This is a genomic window from Vibrio sp. 10N.239.311.G01 (assembly GCF_041465805.1).
Taxonomy (GTDB): Bacteria; Pseudomonadota; Gammaproteobacteria; order Enterobacterales; family Vibrionaceae; genus Vibrio; species Vibrio crassostreae_C.
In genome coordinates, this window is the sequence record NZ_JBFSRM010000032.1 from 19,608 (window position 1) to 43,572 (window position 23,965).

Here is a 23,965-nt window from a genome sequence, read left to right on the forward strand (position 1 = left end):
CTAATTCTGATTAGAACATCCTATTATTTAAAATAAAGTAATTAAAATATGCCCAAATAAATTACAAGAGGAGAGGGCTATTTTATATTCTGACTATTTTATTATTAGAATGAGTAAGCAACACCAACGCGGTATTTAGCTTCACGATCTTTAGAAGACGAGCTGATATCAGATGACCAGATTTCTGCAAAAGGTTTCCATGAACCAAACTTGTAGTTTACTTTTAAACCTGCGTCCCACTCCCAATCATCACTATTATATAGAAGTACGTTATCTAGCGATTTTACATAGTTAGCTTCGTAAGAAAGGCCAAGTTTAGGTAGAGATTGAATTTTGTAAGAACCCGTTAGTGTGACTTTTGATTTCTGTGCTGACTCTAAACGCTCACCAGTCTCTGAATCTTTGTCACCAAATTGAGTGTGGTTGCGGAAATCAGCATACTCGTGACGGTAACGAATGGCAGTCGTTAATCCCATATCCGCATTATAACCAACACGGAATTGAGGTTTGTAAGTGACTTTTTTCATCTTCCAGTCACCGCCGTTGTAGTTCGGCTCATCCCAGTCCCAAGCGATCGGCATACCAACTTGTAGATACCAGTTGTTATCGACTTTGTAAGTTGCTGTATTTTCTACTTCCATACCGTAAATATACCAATTGCCGTCATAGAAGCTTCTACTGTTTGCTGATTTAACTTCGCCAGAATCTGCGTCGTAGTAAGAATCGTCAGTATGGAATTTAACTTCAAGGCCCGTTGAGTGCTTCCACTTATCTGACAGTTTAAAGCTTTCACCTAGCTTCACTCGGTGTTGATGGCGAGCGTCTACGTGAGCCGTGTCGCCATTTGTTTTTGTATAATCCGTCGCAGCACGATACTCGTAACGATAATCAAGAGATGCACCAGTAGCTGTGCCCGCTAAAAGAGTACATGCAACAGCTGCAGAAATTTTTGTAACAGAATTCATACCTTTGTCTCACTATTATTTTTTTATTCTGGATACATCCAATGTACCCGTGGCTCACAAACCAATACCTTACATGGTATTAAATTAATGTATGACAAATATGGTATTTATTATTGAGTCAGATTTCTGTGAGATCTATCAAAAAGTTCTGACTAATGGCCCAAATATATAGCTAAATGTTATGAATATCTCAATTTAGGGCTTGTGTATTAAATCAATCATGACGTACTTCTCATATTCACAAACCTTAGAAACTCACTTTTTTGCATGTGTTAAAATAATACAAATATTAAGTGTTTCTATATGTTAATAATGATGATTTTAACCATCGTGGCTTAAACATAGGGAGCATGTTGAGAGGCATAAATATAAACCATAGCCAGATGTTTAATAAAAGTTACAAAATGGCTAAATGTAAATTCTATTTATCGGTTGGCTTATTTAAGTCGAAGAGAAAATATTTAGTACTAATTCGTGTTCAAAAGTGGTTTCTGTACTGATTGTGTACTCGGTATCTGTTAACAATAAAGGATGAGTCATGTTTAAGAAAAACATATTAGCAGTGGCGCTATTAGCGACTGTACCAATGGTTACTTTCGCAAATAACGGTGTTTCTTACCCCGTACCTGCCGATAAATTCGATATGCATAATTGGAAAATAACCATACCTTCAGATATTAATGAAGATGGTCGTGTTGATGAAATAGAAGGGGTAGCCATGATGAGCTACTCACATAGTGATTTCTTCCATCTTGATAAAGACGGCAACCTTGTATTTGAAGTGCAGAACCAAGCGATTACGACGAAAAACTCGAAGAATGCGCGTTCTGAATTACGACAAATGCCAAGAGGCGCAGATTTCTCTATCGATACGGCTGATAAAGGAAACCAGTGGGCACTGTCGAGTCACCCAGCGGCTAGTGAATACAGTGCTGTTGGCGGAACATTAGAAGCGACATTAAAAGTTAATCACGTCTCAGTTAACGCTAAGTTCCCAGAAAAGTACCCAGCTCACTCGGTGGTTGTTGGTCAGATTCACGCTAAAAAACATAATGAGTTAATCAAAGCTGGAACTGGTTACGGGCATGGTAATGAACCACTAAAGATCTTCTATAAGAAGTTTCCTGGCCAAGAAATGGGTTCAGTATTTTGGAACTATGAGCGTAACCTAGAGAAAAAAGATCCTAACCGTGCCGATATCGCTTATCCAGTGTGGGGTAACACTTGGGAAAACCCAGCGGAACCGGGTGAAGCAGGCATTGCTCTTGGTGAAGAGTTTAGCTACAAAGTGGAAGTGAAAGGCACCATGATGTACCTAACGTTTGAAACAGAACGTCACGATACGGTTAAGTATGAAATCGATCTGAGCAAGGGTATTGATGAGCTTGATTCACCAACGGGTTATGCTGAAGATGATTTCTATTACAAAGCGGGCGCATACGGCCAATGTAGCGTGAGCGATTCTCACCCTGTATGGGGGCCAGGTTGTGGCGGTACTGGCGATTTCGCTGTCGATAAAAAGAATGGCGACTATAACAGTGTGACTTTCTCGGCACTAAAGTTGAACGGCAAATAGTACATAAGGCTAGTTAGAAACAGGCCTTAAGGAATGTTTTCGAAGACCACTGAACCGAATGTTGAGTGGTCTTTTTGTTTTCTATGAGATTTAAGATGAGCCGGGTATCAGCGAGAGTACAATGAAGCTTACCAATGAACGGTACAGCTGAAACAATACAACCTTGTCAAAAGACAAGGTTGTAATCAGAAAGCGTAGAAAGATTTTAGGACGGCGACTCGATACCGGACTTAGTCATACATCAACTCTTTAGCTTTGTCGGCATCAAACTCCTTTAGAGACTTTCGAGCTAAGTGACGGAATGGGAAAGCTTTAACGACTTCTTCGAATGGTTGGATAGCAAAGGCCCAAAAGATAGAGCCATCTAAACCAAAGATGATCAATGCACACAATGGAATTGAAATTACCCATTGACCAGTAAAGTTGATTTTGAAGACTGCGGTCGTTTTTCCTAGTGCTCTTAGTACATTCCCATGAACCGTGTTGTAGCCACGAACAATTGGCAAGAATATGTAGAGTGGGGCGATAACGGCCAATGCTTGATAGGTAGATTCATCCAAGTTCGGGTAAATGTCACCAATGACCAGACTTAATCCTGCGAATAAGAGTGCACAAACGAAAGAAATGACGACTGCAATATCGATACTGGTATCGACGTTTTTGACTAGGTCATCCATCTTTTTGGAGCCAATCGCTTGGCTGATAGTAATCGCGGAAGAGTGAGCCCAAGCGGTAATAAATTGAGAGACAGCCCTGATCCAAGGCATCACCAAAGTAATCGCTACGTAAGCGTTGATGTTAAGTTGCGAATACAACAATTGATATATCGTTGCGCCAATCAAAAGCATGGTCACGTTCGCTGCTACAGGGAATATTTCGATAAAGTGACGGCGAACGTTGGTAAAGAATTCAGAGCGCTGAGCGTCTAATTTGAGTGAAATCGCTGAGCTTAAATGCACGCACAAAACCAAATACAGCAAGCGGATCGTTATTGCAATAATGCTGCCTAATGCAGCGCCTTGTACTCCAATCCCTTCAAAATTAGAAAAACCATGAATCAGCACATATGAGAGTACAGCATTGATAGGCAGTTCAATTAAGTAACCTTTGAATGGGACTTTAGTTCTGCCTAGCGCATTAAATAAAGCAATGATCACCTGCGTTAACGCGGTAAAAATAACGATGTATTTCGAGATGTCTAGATAGCGGCTGATTTCTAAGTGAAGGGAAGCGTCATCTGTTAAAGCTTGAATCAAGGGTTGTTCGAAAAAAGTAAGTAGAAGCCAAAATAGTGTTGCTACGCCAAGGTTGATAAATAACCCTGCCCAAAATGCTTTAGATAATGATGCGGCGATGCCAGAGCCCACTGCGCGGCTTAATACTAACTGAGTACCGTTTGCCAGCGCCATTTGAATTCCCAGTACAAAGGCAACGATAGTCGTCGCAATCCCCATTGCAGCTAAAGGGATTTCACCAAGAGGAGAGACAAGCAGTGTGTCGATCATCAACATCGACTGCATCAAGATACCGTTTAAGGCGAGGGGCCAGGCGAGAGAGAAATTTTTCCTTACGTACGATTGTGAAGACACAAACAACACCTTATGTGTATAACCGTAAGCTTTCTCTGAGGTGGCGGAGTAGAGCGTTTAAAGAAGAAAACACTACGGTAGTTGATGGTTAAAAAATGGGTGCTAAAACAAGACTGACTTGTGTCTTTGAAAAACAAGTCAGTTTGGTTAATCTCGGTTATGCGATGGCTAATTCAACCCTAGAGAGCTTTTGGTTCTCATCGTCTAGCAGGACTTGAGAAGCAATTCGAGCTTGCTTGGCATCGCCAGACATTATTGCGTCGTAAATCGCTTTGTGTTCTTCTAAACAGAAGCGACCGCCTTCAGCGGAGTGGTCGATAAACTGCTTGAAGATAGTCGACAGAATGTTCGCGAATGGAATGTAAAATTGATTACCTGTCGATAAGAAAATCGTTTGGTGAAACAGGTGATCGTTGGTCGTCCACTCTTCATAATCGAAGCTATTTGCTGCGATGGTCATTTTCTGGAAAAGAATCGAAAGCTCTTTGCGTTGCTCTACAGTTGCATTGGTTGCAGCGAGCGCACACGCTTCCGGGTCAATCGCTTTTCTTAAGCCTAAAAATTGAGACAAGAAGGGTTTAGTATCTTCTAAATCTTGGATCCAGTACAGCAATTGCGGGTCCAAGAAGTGCCACTGTGTTCTCGGTTTGATACGAGTGCCCACTTTTGGCTTCGACTCGATTAAACCTTTTGCCGAAAGTAGCTTAGTTGATTCTCGAAGGGCAGTTCTGCTCACTCCAAAGATTTCGCACAGCTCCATTTCGCTGGGTAACTTTTGATTTTCTTCTAACTCGCCTGACAAGATCTTGCGAGCAATTTGTCTCGCCACTTGAACATGAATTCGGCGGCTTGAATCTTCCACCAATGTAAATATTGACATTTAAACCACCTGAAATTGAAACTTTGAAAACACTAAAAGCCAGACGAATCTGGTGTTTAGTGTCAGTGTATACGTCGAATTTGGTGTGAGGTTTTCCCTCATCTACTCGGGTCTGTTAACCTTATATAGTGTGGCGAACTTAAATCGCTGAGTGAGCTTATATAAACCAGCTAACTAGGGCGTTATTTGTCCGCCGTTAACATCTAGGATTTGACCTGTGATGTAACCGCTGCAAGCGTGCGATGCAAAGAAAGCGAATGAAGGGGCAACTTCATCAATATGGCCAAAGCGTCCCATTGGAATGTTGTTAGCAATGGTCGCTTTCAAATCGTCGCTCTTGCCATCGTGAAATGCGGTGTCGATAGTGCCCGGTGAAACAATGTTGAAACGGATATTGTCTTTAGCAAATTCTTTTACCCAGTTCCGATGGATATCGTGTAACCAAGCTTTCGATGCGGCATATACACCAGCACCCACACCACCACCTTCACGAGCGGCAATCGAACCCGTGCTAATCACACAAGATGTTTGCCCGGACTCAGCAGCAGAGGCGCGTAAGTGCGGGATAGAGAACTTGGTTGTCATCAGCGCAGAGCGAACATTAAGGTTCATTACGCGCTCATAAAACTCATCATCGATATTTTCTAGATTGGCGCGACCACCAAGGCCACCGGCGTTGTTAATCAACACGTCCATGCCACCAAAATGATCAGTGAACTCTTTGACTAACCTTTCGCACTCTAATGTGTCCATTAGGTTTGCAGGAAAAAAGGCAACATCGCCACCCAGTGCGGTAAGTTCAGATAGAACGTCATCAACTTTTGGGCTAGAAGCACGACTATTGATACCAATTTTTGCACCATACTTTGCGAAAATACGTGCTGTAGCTAAGCCCATACCTGCAGTAGAGCCAGTAATTAGAATGCGTTTGCCTTTTAAATCGTTAAACATCACAGTCGCCTATATTGTAGATCATTCGCGTTAATAAATCATACAATAACACTTGCAGTATTCAAGGATAGTCATCTCAAAACTGATCATCAACGACATAAATAGTGAGAGTAAGAGTCGTTTTGTGAGTTTGCGCATACAAAAAACGGTGTAAATAAGAACCATTTGTATGAATAAATGTTTTTAATTAGTTTGATGAACTAAATACTTATAATATTCATAAAATCTTCGCTAGCCTATATCATTCGTGACCTCACGTTATTCTTATACTTAGTTGGTGCAGATATAAATCAGTGCTATAGTCCGAGTTAAATAATACATATCTAATAAGTAAGTAGACACATGGCTGGCTCTTTCAATTCGATTTCAGGCTCTAAGCGAAGCCTTCATGTGCAAGTTGCACGTGAAATCGCACGTGGTATTTTGTCGGGCAATTTGCCTCAAGGCTCTATCATTCCTGGTGAAATGGCTCTGTGTGAGCAATTTGGAATTAGTAGGACTGCATTAAGAGAAGCGGTTAAGCTTCTTACTTCAAAAGGCCTACTAGAATCTCGACCAAAGATCGGTACTCGCGTTGTTGACCGTGCGTTCTGGAACTTTTTAGACCCGCAATTGATCGAATGGATGGATGGTTTGGCAGATACAGACCAATTCTGTCATCAGTTTTTGGGCTTACGTCGCGCGATTGAACCAGAAGCATGTGCATTGGCTGCTCAGTTCGCGAGCGCTGAACAACGCATTGAACTGTCGGGCATTTTCCAACAGATGGTAGAAATATCAGGTGCTGAAGAGTTTAACCAAGACAGTTGGCTAGATATTGATATGAAATTCCATAGCCTCATCTTCAATGCAACAGGTAATGACTTTTACCTTCCATTTGGCAATATCTTAACGACAATGTTTGTTAACTTTATTTCTCATTCTTCAGAAGAGGGAAGTACGTGTATTAATGAACACCGTCAAATTTATGAAGCAATCATGGCGGGTAACAGTGATAAAGCACGCCAAGCTTCTGCAAGTCATCTATTAGATACTAACCACAGATTGCCAGTAGCAAGCTAGCTTAGTGTTTTGGGTGAGGTTTCAACTCTAAGGTCTTAGCCGTTTCTATCGAGCGTTGCTCTGGATACCTAGTGGAGTCAACCTAAAATTGCTGTTACTACAGACAGTTATCTATTGAAAGCACGTTTAATACGTGCTTTTTTTACATCCAAAATTGATGAAAACTTGACCGATGTCCAATATTTAGTCTTATGTGCGTTGTTTTGCTAAAACCGCTAGTAACCAGCATTGTTAGTTATATAATAATACTAATCAAATTAATGCGAGTGTGATTATATGCCTCAGTCTCTATTGCCAAATATTCTTCAGTTCATCGGTCAGATAGACCCTTTCGATAAGATCCCTAAAGAAGCGCTTCGTGACCTCGCTTTTAATGTTCAGATTACCTATCTAGCCAAAGGGGATGTCGTCGATCTATGCGAGTCAGGAAAAGAAAAGTCGCTCTATATCATTCGAACAGGATCTATGGAGCAAAGAAAATCGGACGGTGTGCTTCGTGCCCGTCTAGGCAGTGAAGATTTGTTTGGCTTTACGTTCTTAGATTCTGAAGTCAACGACGAAAAAGGCTATAGAGCTGTCGCAATCGAAAACACCTTACTTTATGTGATTCCACACTCGGCACTTCAAACGCTTTTCAAAGCCTTTCCAAGTTGCGCAGAACACTTTGCTTCACAGGCGCAGGTTCGCTTGAAGTCGGCACTGGATGTGGTCTGGTCGAATAAAGAGAAAGGCCTGTTCATTCGTAAAGTTGAGGAAGTGGCAAGCGGGCAGGTGGCAATTGTTAAGTCTGAGCAAACCATCCAGTCGGTTGCGGTTGAAATGCTTCATCAACGCTCACCGTGTGCCGTGATCTATGAAGGTGAAACCATTGTTGGTTTGATCACCGACCGAGACATGACTAAGCGAGTGATTGCCCACGGCGTGAGTACTGATAGCCTGATCTCAGAGGTAATGACGCACTCTCCACTTACTGTAAAACCGGATGATCTGGTGCTGCATGCGGCCTCTATCATGATGCAATTTAATATCCGTAACTTGCCCGTTGTGAAAGAGAATAAGGTCGTTGGTCTTCTTACTACGTCTCATTTGGTTCAAAACCACCGTGTTCAAGCGATATTCTTGATCGAGAAAATCAAATACGCGGGCAGCGTGAAAACCATGTCTTCGTTCACCTCAGAGCGACAAGCTATTTTTGAAGCGCTGGTGGAAGGTAAAGTGGCGCCTGAAACCGTCGGCAAGGTAATGACCATGATTATGGACGCCTACACCCGTCGATTGATTCAAATAGCGATTGATAAGTTAGGCCCACCACCGTGTGATTTCTCTTGGATCGTAGCCGGATCGCACGCACGTAATGAAGTGCACATGTTGTCGGACCAAGACAGCGCGATTGTTCTTGCTGACGATGCAACCGACAGTGACCGTATTTACTTCAAACACTTAGCGATGATGGTGACCAACGGCTTAGCAAGCTGTCACTACCCATTATGTCCAGGTAAATTCATGGCTGCGACGCCAAAATGGTGTCAGCCACTCAGTGTATGGAAGCACTACTACAAGAAGTGGGTGGCTAACCCAGAGTACGAACGCTTGCTTAATATCAGTGTGTTCCTAGAAATTCGTACTATCTACGGCAACAGTGAGTTCGAAGGTATTCTGCGCGATGAGCTGCATAGCAATATTCGCGGTAACCGTGAGTTTTTAAGCACGCTAGTGAAAGACGCGGTCAATACCAACCCGCCACTTGGCATCTTCAATAGCTTAGTGCTAGAGAAGTCAGGTGAGAATAAGAAAACGTTGAACGTGAAGAAGTACGCGATCAACTTGATTATCGACTTAGCGCGTATTTATGGCCTTGCTGTGGAGTGCGATTTGTCGGCGACTGACGAACGTTTCGCTGCTGCCAATGAAAAAGGCATGCTGAGCGACGATGCATTCAAGAACATTCTGGGTGCTTACCAGTTCATTCTCTCTTTCCGTTTTGGCCATCAACTTGAAGCGCTGAAGAACGGGGATGTGCCTGACAACAACATCAACCCAGATAGCTTTGGTAGCTTTGAGCGTAAACACTTGAAAGATGCCTTTAGGATCATTGCTGACCTTCAAGAAGCGGCGAAAATTCGTTTTGGAGCGCGCTAATGAGAGCATTGTTAAATTATTTTCATCCGCTTGAGCGAGTCAAGCGCAAGCGAAAGCAATACCTAAATACGGTTAAACTGCCTGAAGCATTACACGATCTTGTTGAACAGCCGTGTCCAGAGATGGCGGATTTGGCTAAAGATAGTGAGTATATTGTGTTAGATCTTGAAACGACGGGCTTAGACAGTGAACAAGATCTGATTTTATCGATGGGGTGGGTTGATGTGGTTAAGGGGCGAATTGATTTGGCATCTGCCAAACACATCTATCTTAACAACGACTCTCAGATCAACGCAGAAACCGCGGTTATTAATCACATTACGCCGCAAATGTTGGAAGAGGGCGCGTCAATTCATGATGCCATGCTGACCTTTTTTGAAGCCGCAAAAGGTAAAATCATTGTTGCGCACGCTTGTGTTGTAGAAGAGAAGTTCATTAGTCAATATCTACTTCGATGTTACGGATTGAGAACGGTGCCTTTGCTTTGGTTAGATACATTGTGTATTGAAAAATCTATGGAGAAAGCGATCAGTAATCATGAAGAGGTAGATTTAACTTTGGCAGGCACACGTGACAGGTATGGTCTTCCTGAGTATAACAGCCACAATGCGTTAGCTGATGCAGTTTCAACAGCGGAGCTATTTTTGGCTCAACAGAAACGAGTGGTTCCGAATGATGAAGTGACACTATCATTTTTATATAGGATCAGTCACTAGGGAAGCCATTTGTTCCCTTATTTGAATCATTGTTGACTGAACTGATTTGAAAGCATAAAAGCCAGCGATTATGCTGGCTTTTGTTTGGGTCTTAGAAAATTAGGCAGTTATCATCTTAGACTTTTCATATAGGGAACAGCTTAGAAGCTGTAAGTAATACCTACACGGCTACGTAGTTGACGGCTTGAGTCACACACCGTATCACTTGTACATTGAACGTTGCCAAATTCTACGTATGGGCGCCAACTCCAATCTGCTTCTTTGTAGCCGATCTTCATGTTGTAGTCCCACTCGTACTCGCCGTTGTTACCCATTTTCCATTCGTCATTAAAGAAATCTTCTTTGTAGTTTGCTTCAAAGCCAAACTGCCAAGCGTTCCAGTTGTAATCGATATTACCCGTAATTTTACCGGCATTTAATGAGTCGTGTTGCTTACCATCAAGGCCTGTTGAAGTTTTACCTGATGCATAATTGCGGAACTCATGGCGGTAACGAAGTTTCGTTGTTACACCTGAATCAAATTTGTATTGAACACGTACTTGCGGTTTGTAAGTTACCGCTTCATCACCGAAAGTAATCGGCATTGAAGTTGTTACACGCCAGTTGTTATCGAATTTGAAGTGGTAGCCGTATTCAAATTCGTTATCACCACGTTGAAGTTCGCTTAGGTTACCCTTGTGCTTCATTTCTACGCCGTAGTAATGATTACCTGTGCTACCACCAATTTTCACTCGACCAGCCCATTCTTCCGAATCGTGCTTGTACTCTTCACGAAAATCTAGTGATGCCGCAGACACGCTGCCTGCAAAAAGAGTTGCTAATACTGCAAGCGTTACTTTATTCGTTTTTATCATTTTATTGTTTCCACTGTATCTAAATAAAAAATGGTTAATAAAGGACCAACGTTGAGCCCTTTGTTGTATTGGGATTAAAGTTTTGGGTAAAGTCGTTCTACGTCGCGCTGAGCCCATATTTCCGCTAAGTTCTTTTTCATTGTGAACTTGCTAAAGTCTGTCTAAGTTGCCAGTTTCACCATTCAGGGTTTTCCCTAGCAACGCCGGCTTTTAGGTAAAGCGGAGTTATACGCTCAATGCGATGACGTTTGTTTTCGTGTGTAGGGTTACTCTTTCTTTTGAATTAAAATACTACAAATATGCTAGCGATTAGAATGGTGAGGTTCTGTGAATTAGATCGTGTTGTCATGATAAAACCACTATTTACAAAGGGTTACAAAGTTAGGGTTTGAATTAAGCCTTTGTTTTTTAATGGTTATTTTTCAGGTTATGTTGATTTTCTGAGTTTTGTCTATCAATAAATGTGCGCTACAGCAAAAAATTGAATCTTTAGTTGTCATTTTTATTTGTAATACATTATTATTTACTAACTTTATGTGGCAACTCATATCGTCAGTACGTTAAACAGGTGCACATGCATCTGTATGGTTTTAGGTAGTGATTCTGTCGGTTAGTTTTAAGTGACTACCGACGTGAATGGATGAACTTATGGTTCATAGCTGCATTGGGATGATGGTTTTAAGGCTAAGGCTTTGTTTAAAAGCGAAGATAGTCTAAAAGTTAACATACCTAAAAGTACGATGTATTTGCCGTGAGGGGATAAAAAGCCTCAATCAAAAAAGGTTTGAAGTGTAGTAGGCAAGGCAGTTACACAGCCTGCTATAGAGATCGGAGTTAGAACGATTGGATATAGTCGCTCTAAACTGATGAAAAAGAAGAAATCGTTGAAGTGCTTGTAAGAGCATTTTGATTATTGCTCCCAACTATTCTAATTATAACTTCTGCTTTCCTTTAGAAAGGTAGGAGATGGTAGTGAAGATCTACCTTTGCGCTCATGTTGATACAGGCAACATGAGCGTTTTTTTATTTGAAATTTGAGTAGAGAGTCGTGTGCGGCTCAATAAGCGTGTAAACCGCGGCTTAAGAATAGGCTTTTAGGTTGATGACAACACGCTCAAGTGAGTCTGTTACAGCATCAAAGCCACGAACATTCACGCTTAATCACATGAATGTTCGTTTCCCTTCTCTTCTCTTCTCTTCTCTTGTCTCTTAGTTGCAGACGTGTAGCTGCAAACTTTAACAGCAGGCGTTTAGTTATATCAAAGAGCTCCGTGAGAGCTGTTCTTGAGGCTTAGCTTTCTGTAGGCATCCACACCTGTTTAGAGGTGACTTTGTGATCTTTAAAGGTCAGTTCTTCAACTTTGTCACCGTTAGTATTCCAGCGAGTAAGTTTTCCGTTCGCGACTTCACCTTCATCAAACTTCGCTTGGCTGGCCTTATTACCGTTCGGGTAGTAGTCCGTTACCAATCCATCTTTTTGTCCGTCGCTGTATTCAGCTGTCAGGCTTTGTTCCCCATTGGGATACCAGCGAGAGGCGGTGCCTGATAGTTCATTGTCTTTATAATTGAGTTCTGCTTTTTTCTGTCCGTTTGGATACCAGGTTTCAGCTTTGCCTTGCAGTTCACCTTTTACGTAATTCACTTTAGAAGCGACTTGGCCATTCGGATACCAGTTAGTTTCTAGCCCAAGTTCTAAGCCATCGGCAAACTGAGCTTGGGTCGCGACTTGGCCGTTATCGAACTTCTCTTCAAATTGACCAGTGAAAGGTTTTGAATGGTTTACTTGGTAAGCCACGCCTTTACGCATCTGTAAGTAGTCAACAGCATCTTCACGCGGTGTTGCTGCATAGCTCATAGAAGATACCGTACTAAGAGCAATTAAGATTGGAACGTATTTCTTCATAATGACACCTTTTTATTGGACGGGGAAAGTGTAACGGGTGTGTTAAAAGCATTTCACTTCCGTGTATCCCTGTCAGTATCTAATAGTGGTTTTCAAGTTTTCATTATTGGCTGCCTAATATAGGGAACTTTTAAAAGCAAATTATCGATCTTATTTGTACTACAAATATATTGGTTTAATTCATTTTTATAAATTATATCTAACGATATTTTTGCTGCTCTTCTTTAAGCTTTGATCGTCAAGAATAATAGTTTTTAACGATGAATCTTCGATTTTTAGAGACTTTGTTCATGTTTTTCGGGGTTTTGGTCGAAATTTAGTGCGGATAACTGCACTGACTTGAGGAATTGCGCTCCTAGGTGGTGCAACTTTGAACTCGATCACTTGTATGATTAATTGAGTGTCAGACTGTAAGATCATTGTCACGCATTTGGATTATTGTAGTACAAATATACTTGCCATTTATTTATAGTAACCTCAACAAAAAAACATAAATAAAAGGTCTAACGATGGAACTCAATACCCTGATAGTTGGCATCTACTTCCTATTCTTAATTGCGATAGGGTGGATGTTTCGAACGTTTACAAGTACGACAAGTGATTACTTCCGTGGGGGAGGTAATATGCTGTGGTGGATGGTAGGTGCAACCGCATTTATGACTCAGTTCAGTGCTTGGACATTTACTGGTGCAGCAGGTAAAGCCTTTACCGATGGCTTTGCCGTAGCGATTATCTTCATCGCGAACGCATTCGGTTACCTAATGAACTACCTTTACTTCGCTCCGAAGTTCCGTCAACTGCGTGTTGTGACGGTAATTGAAGCGATTCGTATGCGTTTTGGTAAGGTGAATGAGCAAGTATTTACTTGGTCTGGTATGCCAAACAGCGTTATCTCTGCAGGTATTTGGTTGAATGGTCTAGCAATCATCGCATCGGGTATCTTCGGCTTTGATATGACAACGACGATTGTCCTAACGGGTCTGGTTGTACTAGTAATGTCAGTAACAGGCGGCTCTTGGGCGGTAATCGCATCTGACTTTATGCAGATGGTTATCATCATGGCGGTAACGGTGACGTGTGCTGTGGTTGCGATTTACCACGGTGGCGGCGTTACGCAGATCGTTAACGACTTCCCAACAGATTCATTCATTACGGGTGATAACCTGAACTACATGAGCATCTTCAGCATCTGGGCTGTGTTCATCTTCTTAAAGCAGTTCAGCATTACCAACAACATGCTTAACTCTTACCGTTACCTTGCTGCAAAAGATTCAAATAACGCACGTAAAGCAGCTCTACTTGCTTGTGTACTAATGACGCTTGGTCCAATCATCTGGTTCATGCCTTCTTGGTTCATGGCAGGTCAAGGTGTTGATTTAGCAGCAGCTTACCCAGAAGCTGGCAGCAAAGCCGCTGACTTCGCTTACCTTTACTTCGTTCAAGAATACATGCCTGCAGGTATGGTTGGCCTTCTGATTGCCGCTATGTTCGCAGCAACAATGTCTTCAATGGACTCAGGTCTAAACCGTAACTCAGGTATCTTCGTTAAGAACTTCTACGAGCCGATTCTTCGTCCTAAAGCGACAGAGAAAGAGCTAATGGTTGTTTCTAAACTAACGTCTACCTTCTTCGGTATCGCGATCATCTTGGTTGCTCTGTTCATCAACTCTCTTAAAGGTCTGAGCCTTTTCGACACCATGATGTACGTGGGCGCATTGATCGGCTTCCCAATGACAATTCCAGCATTCTGTGGCTTCTTCATCCGTAAAACACCGGATTGGGCAGGTTGGGGCACGCTAGTTGTAGGTGGTGTGGTTTCTTACTTCGTTGGTTTCGTTATCACTGCGGACATGATTCAAAACTGGTTCGGTCTAAATGAACTAACTGGCCGTGAGTGGGCTGACCTGAAAGTGGCTATCGGCCTTATCGGTCACATCATATTTACTGCTGGCTTCTTTGTTCTTTCAACACTGTTCTACAAGCCTCTTGCTGAGCACCGTGAGAAAGACGTAGACAAGTTCTTCAACAACCTAGCGACGCCACTAGTTGCTGAAAGTAATGAACAGAAGAAACTGGATAACAAGCAACGTCGTATGTTGGGTTCACTTATCGCGGTAGCGGGTGTGGGCGTAATGACTATGTTCGTACTGCCAAACCCAATGTGGGGACGCATGGTATTCGTTCTGTGTGGCTTGATTGTGTTCTCTGTTGGTCTGTTACTTGTTAAAGCAGTCGATGACAAAGTCGAGCAACAAGACGAAGTGACTCCAGCCGAAGGCTAATTTAATACGCATCCTAAATAACATCACGTCCACCTGAACGGGTGGTCGTCATTTTTATAATCCAAACTTTAATGTGAGATGTACGATGAACAAAAAACTATTATCGGTAAGCATTATTAGCGCGTTCACACTCGCTTTTGCAACAGGCTGTACAACACAAGAAAAAACAGCACCCGTAGTCAGTGTCGCTGAACAAGCTACGCCTGCTGTTAGCGAAATTGACCGTAGTTACCTATTGAGCAGTGACCGCTTAACAGAGGTAGATGGCGACACTTTAGCCGTTGCTTCGGAAGAGCAAGTGGCTGCGCTTAAAGCACAATTTGAAAACCTAAAAGATGGCGACGAACTGGTGATCCCTGCCGGTAAATACGCGAACTTAGGTCAAGTGACGATCACGGCGAATGACATCACTATCAAGGCCGAGCAAGCAGGTTCTGCGTGGATCACTGGTTTGATTCAGTTTGAACTGAAAGGCGATGACATCACGCTTGATGGCTTGGTATTTACTGAGGGCGGTCCTAACGAACGCTTTGGCGCAGTTCGTATGATGGGTAATGGCAATACGCTTCAAAACTCAACATTCTACTACTTCAACCACGATTACACGTACGAGCCAGACGAGCGTCGTTCTGAGTATCCAAAGTACCTTTGGGTTTCTCTATGGGGTAAAGACGGCAAAGTCATCAACAACCGTTTCGAAGGTAAGCAAAAACGCGGCACTTTGATTGGTGTACAAAAAGATGACACAGCTGACAACCACCTGATCGCAAATAACATCTTCATGGATCAAAAGCCTAACCAGTTCAACGAATTCGACATCAAAGAAGCGATTCGTTACAACGGCAACAGCTGGGAAGCGATCCGTATTGGTGATTCTAAATCTTCACAGTGGGATTCAAGTTCTAAGTTCGTGAACAACCTAATGATCGATATGGATGGTGAGCGTGAGCTTATCTCGATTAAGTCGGGCGACAACACGATCTCAGGCAACACGATCTTCCAAAGTGCAGCTCTTATTTCACTGCGCCACGGTAAAGGCAACACAGTTGAGAACAACATGATTCTGGGTAACGAGAAACGCCTAACGGGCGGCATTCGTATCTACGATGAAGATCATGTGATTCGCAATAACTACATTGCCAACACTCGTGGTCGTGATGGTGTGATTGAAGGCAACGCTGACCTACGTGGCGGCATTGTTATTAACACGGGCATCATCGACGTAGCGAATGGTGAGCAGCTAGATCAATCGGTGAAAGGCAAAGAGCTTAATAAGCAGTGGACACCGAAAAACATCACGATCGAGAATAACTCTCTAGTTGATACTGAGTGGGGCATTGTTTACGGCAACCAAAGTCACCGTGTAAGCTTGTTCAACAACGCAGAAGTGGAAGGCATTTATGCGGGTGTTGATGTGGCGTTTAAACACAATGTGGTTGATAACTCGCAGTCACCTGAATTTGTAAGTGTCCGTGCAACGCAAGACTTCCCATTAGTTGGCGCAACCTACACAGACGAAACTTACGTAGGTCAAGTAACGGATTCTGAACTGATCGAAGGCTACTCGGTTGAGCTACCAAAAGTCGTTGTAGAAAATGGCATTAACGCTTACCAAGGTGAAGGAGCAGACGTGTCTAAACTTGCGGTTGTGACAGCTGAAACAGCGGGTCCAGACTACGTGCTTGAGAATACGACTAAGTAATTTATTAGTTAATGGCTAATGGCTAAAGGCTAAAGGTTAATGGCTTGAGCTACCAAATCAATTCACGATAGCTGTCCTGACCATAACACTTAAAAAGCCTCAACAGATAATGTCTGTTGAGGCTTTATCGATCTTAGGTCGTGATCATCTCAATCTTACGTCGAGACTACTGTGATTTATACTTATGCAGTAGATCCCAAGGGATATGACATAAGTGGTGATCTTCAGGGAAGTGACTTAAGTGATGCTGGTGGATGTCGTCGCTGGCAACATAATTGGTCAACGGCAACACCTCAACAGCGATACGGTCGGCATCATCTCTTGAAGAAATATAGTGCTTAGCTTCGGTTAAGTGTTCTGCATTAGTGCTGTATACACCTGTGCGGTATTTCTCTCCGACATCGACACCTTGTTTATTCAAGCTGTAAGGGTCGATAATCTCAAACAAGTGTTCCATCAAAATCGTGACTGACGTGATGTTTGGATCAAATTCAATTTGTACGCACTCCGCGTAGCCATTGTAATCGCTTTGTGTGCCGTCGCTTTGTGTCGTTTTGTTCTCTGTTGGCTGGGCGCTTCCATTAGCACGGCCTGCTTCTGTGCTGATAACACCAGGAACGTACTTAATAAATTCTTGTACACCCCACAAGCAGCCGCCAGCTAAATAAATTTGTTCCATACTTCTCTTTGAGCTCTCTGTGTTTGTTGATGTTCGTTAGGTACCCGAATCAATACGATGATACCCGTACGTATAAAAAAGCGTCTATAAAAATGAGCGCGCAAATAAAAACAAGCGTTTAGGCATTGTAAACCTGTGCGACTGAACAAACATAAGTTTAATATGATTTGTGATTATATAAGTCAGTATTGCTTTGTCATCAACTCGAATCTCAACATCAAGTGAGCGTTACTCTAAACATGTTTGATCAAATAAAAGACTTCATTAATCCGAGCAAGAACCCAGACTTGACTCAGGCTCATGAATATCAGCGCAAGCATCTTCCTACATTGTGGCTGTTGGGCAAAACGGGGGCGGGCAAGTCATCGTTTATTCAAGCGGTCACGGGCGACTCTTCTGTAGAAGTGGGCAATGGTTTTGCGCCTTGTACCATGACGGCGATGTCGTATGAGTTTCCGCAAGACAAACCCGTGATGAGGTTTCTTGATACCAGAGGACTCAGCGAAGCGAATTACGATGCGAAAGAGGATTTGGAAGAGATTGGTCAGGCAGGTAATGCGTTAGTCGTTGTAATGAAAGCCGACGAACCTGAACAATCCGCTGTGCTTACGGCTCTAAAACAGATTAAGAAACAGAAGAAGATTAAACACTTGTTGCTGGTTCATACGGCGGTGTTGTCTTCCAGTGAACCAGATCGAGCAAGGCAAATTCAGTTCAACACCAACCAAGTAGAGAAGGCTTGGGGTAAAGAGTTTGAATCGGTAGCCGTCGATTTTGAAACTGATGACGGCTCTACTTATAACAGCAGTCCCATCTATAACTATGACACCCTGATAGAACAGTTGACGACAATACTCCCTGTGATAGGGATGATGGTGATAGACAAAGAACACTCGACTCAAGAAGAAGCGAATTTTGATCAAGTCGAAAACGAAGTGCTTTGGTATGCAGGAAGCGCTGCCGCGAGTGACCTGATTCCAGGTGTTGGTTTGGTGTCTGTGCCTGCGATTCAAGCGAAAATGCTTCATAGCTTGGCCAATCAATATGGGGTCGAATGGAATAAGAGAGTCTTTAGTGAATTGATAGGAACTCTGGGAAGCAGCTTCGCTTTGCAATACGGAATGAAACTGGGCACTCGACAGTTGATAAAGCTGATTCCAGTTTATGGTCAAACTGTGGGCGCGGTTGCTGCAGCGGCAATGAGTTTCGGCACTTCTTATGGTTTAGGTCGCGCGGCGTGTTTTTACTTCTATCATAAGAACAAAGGTGAAGAAGTCTCTGAACAAGAGATGCAGAAGATCTACAAAGAATCCCTGAAAAAAGGAAAGGCGGCGTCGGGCTATGAAGAAAATTAGAAACCTATTTCGATTACTGGCGGTGCTATCGAGTGGCCGCTGGGGCATTACCCTGATTTCGGCTATCTTCCCAAGCATTATCATGATGGGTTTTGGTCTCTTCTTGGCGATTAAATATGGTTACCTACTGGAAATGTCCATTGCGATTGCGGTGAGTACTTTACTATTCTCTGTTCCTCTATACATTTCTAGTCGCTCTTCGCACAAATCGACCTATAGCGATTCTTCTTTGAATAAAGAGAGCGACGATGAACCTCAAGTAGAATCATTGCTTAAGAAGACTGACATCGACGATGCGCTTGTTAAAGCTTCTATTGATTGGTCTCAAAAAGAGCTGTCGATCTGGAATGAATCGAAACTTCACGTGCGGCAACAATTAATGATCGACATAGAGTGGGGCAATCTAGACCAAACCGGTTTAGAAGTTCTTGAGTTTGTCGCCACGAAGTTTGACAAGAAATCACTCGACTTCTCTATTCCAGAAGGACTGAAGCTGTTCGAAGAGGTGAGCCGACGCTATAAGTTGGTGGTGCGAGAACATATACCAGGTATTGAATATCTCAAGGTTTCCTATATCAAAGCGGGCTACGAAGCCTATGACAAATATGGCGAGCTAGGACATAAGATCATTAAAGCTGCCATTTGGGGTAATCATCTTAAAAACCTGTATTTGAACCCCCTGAAAGTCATTTCGGATTTAGGCCGTGAACAGGCGACTTCTTCAATGACAAGAGGTGTGGTTGAGGACATGCAATATGCTGCCAAGCAAGCCTTGTTAGATGAGGTGGCCGCTGTGGCGATTGATCTCTATAGTGGACGTTTTAGCATTGAAGATGAAGCACTAAGAGCGTCGGATGTTTCTGAAATAGATGAACAGCGCTTTGCACCAGAATTAGAGCCAGTAAGAATTGTTCTAGTAGGGCAAACAAGCTCTGGGAAATCCTCACTGATTAATGCGCTTAAGCAAGAGTTGGTAGCTGAAGTGGATGTACTGCCATCAACCGACACTTCAACCGTATACAACGCGTTTGTCGATGACAATGATGTTCGCGTTGTTGATCTTCAGGGGCTTGATGGCAATCCTAAAACCGAAGCCTTAATGCTGAAAGAGATGACCCAAGCGGATGTGGTGCTATGGGTGCTTAAAGCCAATCAGTCTGCACGTGATTTGGATAAGCAATTGAAAGATAGATTTGATGCTTTCTATGACGATCCTAAGAACATCTCACGCAAGAAACCGATTGTGGTGTCGGTTGTGAATCAGGTAGACAGATTAAAGCCTGTAGACGATTGGCAGCCACCGTATGACTTAGAGAATCCAACATCGACCAAAGCGAAGATCATTGCTCAAGCGCTCGAATACAATCATATATTGCTGCAAACCGATATCGTGTTACCGCTGGCGATTGCGCCAGAAAAGGTACAGTTTGGTTTAGATACTTTAAGGCAGACGTTGATAGAGCGTATCGCTGACGCAAATAACGTTCAGAGAAACCGCCAACGTTTAGAAGCCATGAAAAGAGGCTCGTCGGTTAAAGGCCAACTGAATAAAGCAGTCAAAGTGGGTAAGAAGGTGGCACCCAGCGCATTGAAAGCGGCGACACCAAAACTGGCTGAAATGGCCATCAAGCAAGCCGTGAAGAAGAAGTAAGTCATTCACTGCGAATACGGTTCTGGTGAGGTTTGAGCCTCATCAGAATTTATCTTTTCTAGATCGGCGAGTTTTGGATCTTGGCTTTATTAGATGATGGCTTTTTTAGAAAACAGCTATCTTCGCCCCTTATTAGAGAGGTGTTGATTTCAAAAGAGATTTGATATTATTAAGGTTCTCGCTGAACTAGTTTAATAGTATATAAACAGCTGTGATTCACATTTTATATAACACGCTATCGTATTTAATCATCATTCTAAATATTGTTCACATTTATACTTTTTTAATCTGTATTTATAAAACAATTGCACTATATTTAAACTTCGGATCATCTTGATTTCAACGTAGGGATATATTGTGAACATGTATCTGAAATGGCAATCAACAACTTGGCTAACCTTGTTAGCTTGGTATACCTTAGATCACCAACTCTCGTTCCACCTTTCTTCAGAGTAGTACCCTCTAGGCGTCACGCGCCAGCAAAGCAGCGAGCTTTGTTTACCTATCAGCAGCTTTGATAACCTTTGAACGTATGAATGTCGCACTTATTATTCCGTGTAGGGTATTCGTTTTTTGTCGTTCTCGCTAATTATCTTAGCCTCTGTTTAGGTTTGATTAATAAGTCATTATTTAATTTTTTATTTTCACTGTTAATTTTCTGTGTATCTTTATACGGAACTATTAATTTAATAGTGAGGACTCGTGACATCTAAAGAAAATACATTTCGACCTGATCGGAATGTATTGAAAGGTATTATTATGGAAAACTTCAAACATCTACCAGAACCGTTTCGTATTCGTGTTGTAGAGCCAGTAAAAAGAACAACTCGCGCCTATCGTGAACAAGCCATTGTCGACGCGGGCATGAACCCATTTTTGCTCGACAGTGATGATGTGTTTATCGACTTACTGACAGACAGCGGAACAGGATCTATCACTCAGCGTATGCAAGCCGCGATGTTAATGGGTGATGAAGCTTACAGTGGTAGCCGCAGTTACTACGCATTGTCGAATGCGGTTAAGGATATCTTCGGTTACGAGTTGACGATTCCAACACACCAAGGACGCGGTGCAGAGCAGATCTACATTCCGGTTCTTATTAAGAAGCGTGAAATGGAGAAAGGGCTCGATCGCAGCAAAATGGTCGCCTTGTCGAACTACTTCTTCGATACAACACAAGGCCACACCCAAGTGAATTGCTGTGTGGCGAAGAACGTTTATACCAAAGAAGCGTTCGATACCTCAGTGAACGCGGATTTCAAAGGCAACTTCGATGTGGTGAAGCTGGAAGAAGCGATCTTAGAAGCGGGCGCAGCCAATGTTCCCTACATTGTGAGCACCATTACTTGTAACTCTGCTGGTGGACAGCCAGTGTCTATCGCCAATCTAAAAGCCGTGTATGAAATCGCTCAGAAGTACGATATTCCTGTGATCATGGACTCGGCACGCTACGCAGAAAATGCCTACTTCATTCAACAACGTGAAGCGGGTTATCAGGATTGGACAATCGAACAGATCACGCGTGAGTCTTACAAATACGCGGATGGTTTAGCTATGTCTGCCAAGAAAGATGCCATGGTACAAATGGGCGGCTTGTTGTGCTTTAAAGACGACGCTTTCATGGATGTGTACACAGAGTGTCGAACCTTGTGTGTGGTGCAAGAGGGCTTCCCAACCTATGGTGGCTTAGAAGGTGGCGCGATGGAGCGTCTTGCGGTTGGCCTTTATGACGGCATGCGCCAAGATTGGTTAGAGTACCGTATTGGCCAGGTTCAATACCTTGTTGATGGCTTAGAAGCGATGGGCATCGTGTGCCAGCAAGCAGGCGGTCATGCTGCGTTTGTCGATGCGGGTAAATTGCTGCCTCATATCCCGGCTGGTCAGTTTCCCGCACATGCTTTGGCGTGCGAACTCTATAAAGTCGCGGGTATCAGAGCGGTTGAGATTGGGTCTTTGCTGCAAGGACGCGACCCAGCAACAGGTGAACAACACCCATGTCCTGCTGAGTTGTTGCGCCTTACCATTCCTCGCGCGACCTACACACAAACACACATGGACTTCATTATCGAAGCATTCGAAAAAGTGAAAGAGAATGCAGGACAAGTGAAAGGGCTCGATTTTACCTACGAGCCGCCGGTGTTAAGACACTTCACTGCGCGCTTGAAAGAGGTAGAGACCAGCGAGAAACAAACAGAAAAAAAGAACGAACAAACGCTCGAAGAAGCATTTTAAAATAAAAACATAAGCGAATAGTCACTAGAACCCTAATCAAAGGCTCCCTCGGGAGCCTTTTCTTTTTTTGGATGGTAGGGGAGTTAGGCAGTTAAGCCTTTAAGTAGTTAACCCGTTAAAAGCTGAACTACGCTTGTTTGTTTTTCAGGGTAGACTTCAACATTTGGAATAACCACTGATTCAAAGGTGCGTCTTTTTGCGAGCGGCGGCAGCTCATCACATAGCTCACATCTATGGTTCATGTTCGATTGTTAAAGTTACCTCAACAAAGAAACACTGATACCAAACGAACAAATAATTAAAAATAATATGAGGTGATGTATGAAAAAGTTAATCGCACTAGGCTTAATGGCTCTTTCAATGAACACGGCTTTTGCTGCCGACGGTACGTATACAGGCACTATCGACATGACAAGAAGCGAAGGTAATCAAGTAAAGGCTGAGCGTGTTGAATCTGACTTAACACTGGAAGGAAGAAATGAAGCGTCTAACGGCGGAATCCAATTCCAAAAGAACGTAGATCAAGACCAAACGATCCAGCTTACAGGTCGTCGTGATTAACGTTAAAGATGTGCTTACCATTGTCATGAGAAATGCTGCGCCCTCGGGTGCAGCATTTTTCGTTATTGGGTTGTGGAGTATTTTATAAACTCTAGCGATCTAGCCTTGGCATGTTGTGTAACGTGTGGCATTTTGTTGTTCTCTAATTTAGATCGCTATTGGGTGTTGGTTAAGCATTACAAACCAGTAAGCGAACGACTCGAAAGGACAAAGAATGACTCAAAAAGAAACGGGAATGATTCGTCATATTCTACTGATTAAGTTTAAAGAAAACGCTGAAGCTTCAGAGGTTCAAAAACTAAAGATGCTGTTTGAAGCGATGCCAAACAAGGTTGAAGGGGTCACTTCAGTCGAATGGGGATTAAATGACAGCCCTGAAAACAAGAATCAAGGTTATACCCACTCGGTGTTAATGACGTTCGCCGATGAAGAAGGCCGCCAGAATTACCTTCCGCACCCTGAGCATGATGTGCTGAAAGATGTGTTTCGTCCGCTTTTAGAAGACATCATTGTGTTTGATTACTCCCTGTAATTAGGTTCTGAGTAGGTCTCTTGTGTTTGACTTACCTTCGATAATGAAGAGTTAGGGCTTATGTGATTAAGCCCTAACTGAATAAGAAACGATTTACTCTGTCGGCGAAATCGTGACTGGTGCAAACGATGCGACAGCATTTCCGCCTGCGCCCCAGCGGTAGCGAGGCCAGAAGATAACTGTCTGATTGGGGTAGTACGTCTGTTTGTCGTAGTCCAGATAAGGCATCTCAACGAGGTCTATCTGTGGTTCTAAACGACCTTTATGTCATCTACTGTTTACGCTCATTTTTATTCCGTTAACCTGCCAATAGGCAGTAAAGTTAACGCAAAGCGT

At 42.9% G+C, this 23,965-nt stretch carries 18 protein-coding genes and 2 pseudogenes; 11 read left to right on the top strand and 9 right to left on the bottom strand.

What is annotated here, in order from left to right:
- Nucleotides 1-104: 104 nt before the first annotated feature.
- Complete coding sequence (locus AB6D06_RS19875; RefSeq protein ID WP_017063621.1) at nucleotides 105-965, bottom strand: oligogalacturonate-specific porin KdgM family protein; 861 nt, start codon at nucleotides 963-965, stop codon at nucleotides 105-107.
- Nucleotides 966-1,503: 538 nt separating this feature from the next.
- On the opposite strand from AB6D06_RS19875, the gene AB6D06_RS19880 reads away from it, so the two are divergent.
- Nucleotides 1,504-2,541 (top strand): polysaccharide lyase family 7 protein, encoded by a 1,038-nt coding sequence (locus AB6D06_RS19880; protein ID WP_102428438.1) that lies wholly within the window; start codon nucleotides 1,504-1,506, stop codon nucleotides 2,539-2,541.
- 230 nt (nucleotides 2,542-2,771) lie between these two features.
- Here AB6D06_RS19880 and AB6D06_RS19885 read toward each other — a convergent pair whose 3' ends face one another.
- From AB6D06_RS19885 to AB6D06_RS19895, 3 genes are all read right to left on the bottom strand, one after another.
- Nucleotides 2,772-4,139, bottom strand: a complete 1,368-nt coding sequence (locus AB6D06_RS19885) for an MATE family efflux transporter (RefSeq protein ID WP_081322222.1) — start codon at nucleotides 4,137-4,139, stop codon at nucleotides 2,772-2,774.
- Between the two features lie 148 nt (nucleotides 4,140-4,287).
- Complete coding sequence (locus tag AB6D06_RS19890; RefSeq protein WP_017063624.1) at nucleotides 4,288-5,010, bottom strand: FadR/GntR family transcriptional regulator; 723 nt, start codon at nucleotides 5,008-5,010, stop codon at nucleotides 4,288-4,290.
- A 174-nt stretch (nucleotides 5,011-5,184) separates the two neighbouring features.
- Nucleotides 5,185-5,961, bottom strand: coding sequence for an SDR family NAD(P)-dependent oxidoreductase (locus AB6D06_RS19895; RefSeq protein WP_372111537.1), 777 nt, complete (start codon nucleotides 5,959-5,961; stop codon nucleotides 5,185-5,187).
- Nucleotides 5,962-6,303: 342 nt separating this feature from the next.
- Between AB6D06_RS19895 and AB6D06_RS19900 the strand changes: the two genes are divergently transcribed.
- From AB6D06_RS19900 to AB6D06_RS19910, 3 genes are all read left to right on the top strand, one after another.
- Nucleotides 6,304-7,023 carry a FadR/GntR family transcriptional regulator gene (locus AB6D06_RS19900; protein WP_010438385.1) on the top strand — a complete coding sequence of 240 codons (720 nt, stop codon included), beginning with the start codon at nucleotides 6,304-6,306 and terminating at the stop codon, nucleotides 7,021-7,023.
- A gap of 276 nt (nucleotides 7,024-7,299) precedes the next feature.
- Nucleotides 7,300-9,162, top strand: coding sequence for a DUF294 nucleotidyltransferase-like domain-containing protein (locus AB6D06_RS19905; protein ID WP_017061466.1), 1,863 nt, complete (start codon nucleotides 7,300-7,302; stop codon nucleotides 9,160-9,162).
- Nucleotides 9,162-9,878: a 3'-5' exonuclease gene (locus AB6D06_RS19910; protein ID WP_010438390.1), complete on the top strand. Its 717-nt coding sequence runs from the start codon at nucleotides 9,162-9,164 to the stop codon at nucleotides 9,876-9,878. The genes AB6D06_RS19905 and AB6D06_RS19910 overlap by 1 nt, the downstream gene beginning before the upstream one ends.
- 140 nt (nucleotides 9,879-10,018) lie before the next feature.
- On the opposite strand, the gene AB6D06_RS19915 is transcribed toward AB6D06_RS19910, so the two are convergent.
- On the bottom strand, nucleotides 10,019-10,732 hold the full coding sequence (locus AB6D06_RS19915) for an oligogalacturonate-specific porin KdgM family protein (RefSeq protein ID WP_010438391.1): 714 nt from the start codon (nucleotides 10,730-10,732) through the stop codon (nucleotides 10,019-10,021).
- Between the two features lie 1,291 nt (nucleotides 10,733-12,023).
- Nucleotides 12,024-12,635 (bottom strand): toxin-antitoxin system YwqK family antitoxin, encoded by a 612-nt coding sequence (locus AB6D06_RS19920; RefSeq protein ID WP_017061462.1) that lies wholly within the window; start codon nucleotides 12,633-12,635, stop codon nucleotides 12,024-12,026.
- 509 nt (nucleotides 12,636-13,144) lie between these two features.
- Here AB6D06_RS19920 and AB6D06_RS19925 point away from each other — a divergent pair.
- Nucleotides 13,145-14,917, top strand: a complete 1,773-nt coding sequence (locus tag AB6D06_RS19925; protein WP_017061461.1) for a sodium:solute symporter family transporter — start codon at nucleotides 13,145-13,147, stop codon at nucleotides 14,915-14,917.
- Nucleotides 14,918-15,002: 85 nt separating this feature from the next.
- Nucleotides 15,003-16,619, top strand: a complete 1,617-nt coding sequence (locus AB6D06_RS19930) for a polysaccharide lyase 6 family protein (RefSeq protein ID WP_372111543.1) — start codon at nucleotides 15,003-15,005, stop codon at nucleotides 16,617-16,619.
- A gap of 166 nt (nucleotides 16,620-16,785) precedes the next feature.
- Here AB6D06_RS19930 and AB6D06_RS19935 read toward each other — a convergent pair whose 3' ends face one another.
- Nucleotides 16,786-17,298: a peptide-methionine (S)-S-oxide reductase gene (locus AB6D06_RS19935; RefSeq protein WP_017063632.1), complete on the bottom strand. Its 513-nt coding sequence runs from the start codon at nucleotides 17,296-17,298 to the stop codon at nucleotides 16,786-16,788.
- A 239-nt stretch (nucleotides 17,299-17,537) separates the two neighbouring features.
- Between AB6D06_RS19935 and AB6D06_RS19940 the strand changes: the two genes are divergently transcribed.
- From AB6D06_RS19940 to tnaA, 3 genes are all read left to right on the top strand, one after another.
- On the top strand, nucleotides 17,538-18,653 hold the full coding sequence (locus tag AB6D06_RS19940; protein ID WP_372111546.1) for a YcjF family protein: 1,116 nt from the start codon (nucleotides 17,538-17,540) through the stop codon (nucleotides 18,651-18,653).
- Nucleotides 18,640-20,304, top strand: coding sequence for a GTPase family protein (locus tag AB6D06_RS19945; protein WP_372111549.1), 1,665 nt, complete (start codon nucleotides 18,640-18,642; stop codon nucleotides 20,302-20,304). The genes AB6D06_RS19940 and AB6D06_RS19945 overlap by 14 nt, the downstream gene beginning before the upstream one ends.
- Before the next feature lie 759 nt (nucleotides 20,305-21,063).
- Nucleotides 21,064-22,536, top strand: a complete 1,473-nt coding sequence (tnaA, locus tag AB6D06_RS19950) for a tryptophanase (RefSeq protein ID WP_102394496.1) — start codon at nucleotides 21,064-21,066, stop codon at nucleotides 22,534-22,536.
- Between the two features lie 127 nt (nucleotides 22,537-22,663).
- On the opposite strand, the pseudogene AB6D06_RS19955 reads toward tnaA, so the two are convergent.
- Nucleotides 22,664-22,774 (bottom strand): annotated as a pseudogene (locus tag AB6D06_RS19955) (LysR family transcriptional regulator); the annotation flags it as partial.
- Between the two features lie 83 nt (nucleotides 22,775-22,857).
- Between AB6D06_RS19955 and AB6D06_RS19960 the strand changes: the two are divergent.
- A complete protein-coding gene (locus tag AB6D06_RS19960; RefSeq protein WP_017081013.1) occupies nucleotides 22,858-23,097 on the top strand; it encodes a hypothetical protein in 240 nt (79 codons plus the stop codon).
- 214 nt (nucleotides 23,098-23,311) lie between these two features.
- The gene (locus AB6D06_RS19965) at nucleotides 23,312-23,629 is read left to right on the top strand and encodes a Dabb family protein (RefSeq protein ID WP_102575852.1); all 318 of its coding nucleotides are present in this window, start codon (nucleotides 23,312-23,314) and stop codon (nucleotides 23,627-23,629) included.
- A 147-nt stretch (nucleotides 23,630-23,776) separates the two neighbouring features.
- On the opposite strand, the pseudogene AB6D06_RS19970 reads toward AB6D06_RS19965, so the two are convergent.
- Nucleotides 23,777-23,887: pseudogene (locus AB6D06_RS19970) on the bottom strand (DUF3103 family protein); the annotation flags it as partial.
- Nucleotides 23,888-23,965: the final 78 nt, after the last annotated feature.

Bases quoted from the DNA above. Each gene is read 5' to 3' on its own strand.
- AB6D06_RS19875 (WP_017063621.1), bottom strand. From the start codon at position 965: ATGAATTCTGTTACAAAAATTTCTGCAGCTGTTGCATGTACTCTTTTA.
- AB6D06_RS19880 (WP_102428438.1), top strand. From the start codon at position 1,504: ATGTTTAAGAAAAACATATTAGCAGTGGCGCTATTAGCGACTGTACCA.
- AB6D06_RS19890 (WP_017063624.1), bottom strand. From the start codon at position 5,010: ATGTCAATATTTACATTGGTGGAAGATTCAAGCCGCCGAATTCATGTT.
- AB6D06_RS19895 (WP_372111537.1), bottom strand. From the start codon at position 5,961: ATGTTTAACGATTTAAAAGGCAAACGCATTCTAATTACTGGCTCTACT.
- AB6D06_RS19900 (WP_010438385.1), top strand. From the start codon at position 6,304: ATGGCTGGCTCTTTCAATTCGATTTCAGGCTCTAAGCGAAGCCTTCAT.
- AB6D06_RS19905 (WP_017061466.1), top strand. From the start codon at position 7,300: ATGCCTCAGTCTCTATTGCCAAATATTCTTCAGTTCATCGGTCAGATA.
- AB6D06_RS19910 (WP_010438390.1), top strand. From the start codon at position 9,162: ATGAGAGCATTGTTAAATTATTTTCATCCGCTTGAGCGAGTCAAGCGC.
- AB6D06_RS19915 (WP_010438391.1), bottom strand. From the start codon at position 10,732: ATGATAAAAACGAATAAAGTAACGCTTGCAGTATTAGCAACTCTTTTT.
- AB6D06_RS19920 (WP_017061462.1), bottom strand. From the start codon at position 12,635: ATGAAGAAATACGTTCCAATCTTAATTGCTCTTAGTACGGTATCTTCT.
- AB6D06_RS19925 (WP_017061461.1), top strand. From the start codon at position 13,145: ATGGAACTCAATACCCTGATAGTTGGCATCTACTTCCTATTCTTAATT.
- AB6D06_RS19930 (WP_372111543.1), top strand. From the start codon at position 15,003: ATGAACAAAAAACTATTATCGGTAAGCATTATTAGCGCGTTCACACTC.
- AB6D06_RS19935 (WP_017063632.1), bottom strand. From the start codon at position 17,298: ATGGAACAAATTTATTTAGCTGGCGGCTGCTTGTGGGGTGTACAAGAA.
- AB6D06_RS19940 (WP_372111546.1), top strand. From the start codon at position 17,538: ATGTTTGATCAAATAAAAGACTTCATTAATCCGAGCAAGAACCCAGAC.
- AB6D06_RS19945 (WP_372111549.1), top strand. From the start codon at position 18,640: ATGAAGAAAATTAGAAACCTATTTCGATTACTGGCGGTGCTATCGAGT.
- tnaA (WP_102394496.1), top strand. From the start codon at position 21,064: ATGGAAAACTTCAAACATCTACCAGAACCGTTTCGTATTCGTGTTGTA.
- AB6D06_RS19960 (WP_017081013.1), top strand. From the start codon at position 22,858: ATGAAAAAGTTAATCGCACTAGGCTTAATGGCTCTTTCAATGAACACG.
- AB6D06_RS19965 (WP_102575852.1), top strand. From the start codon at position 23,312: ATGACTCAAAAAGAAACGGGAATGATTCGTCATATTCTACTGATTAAG.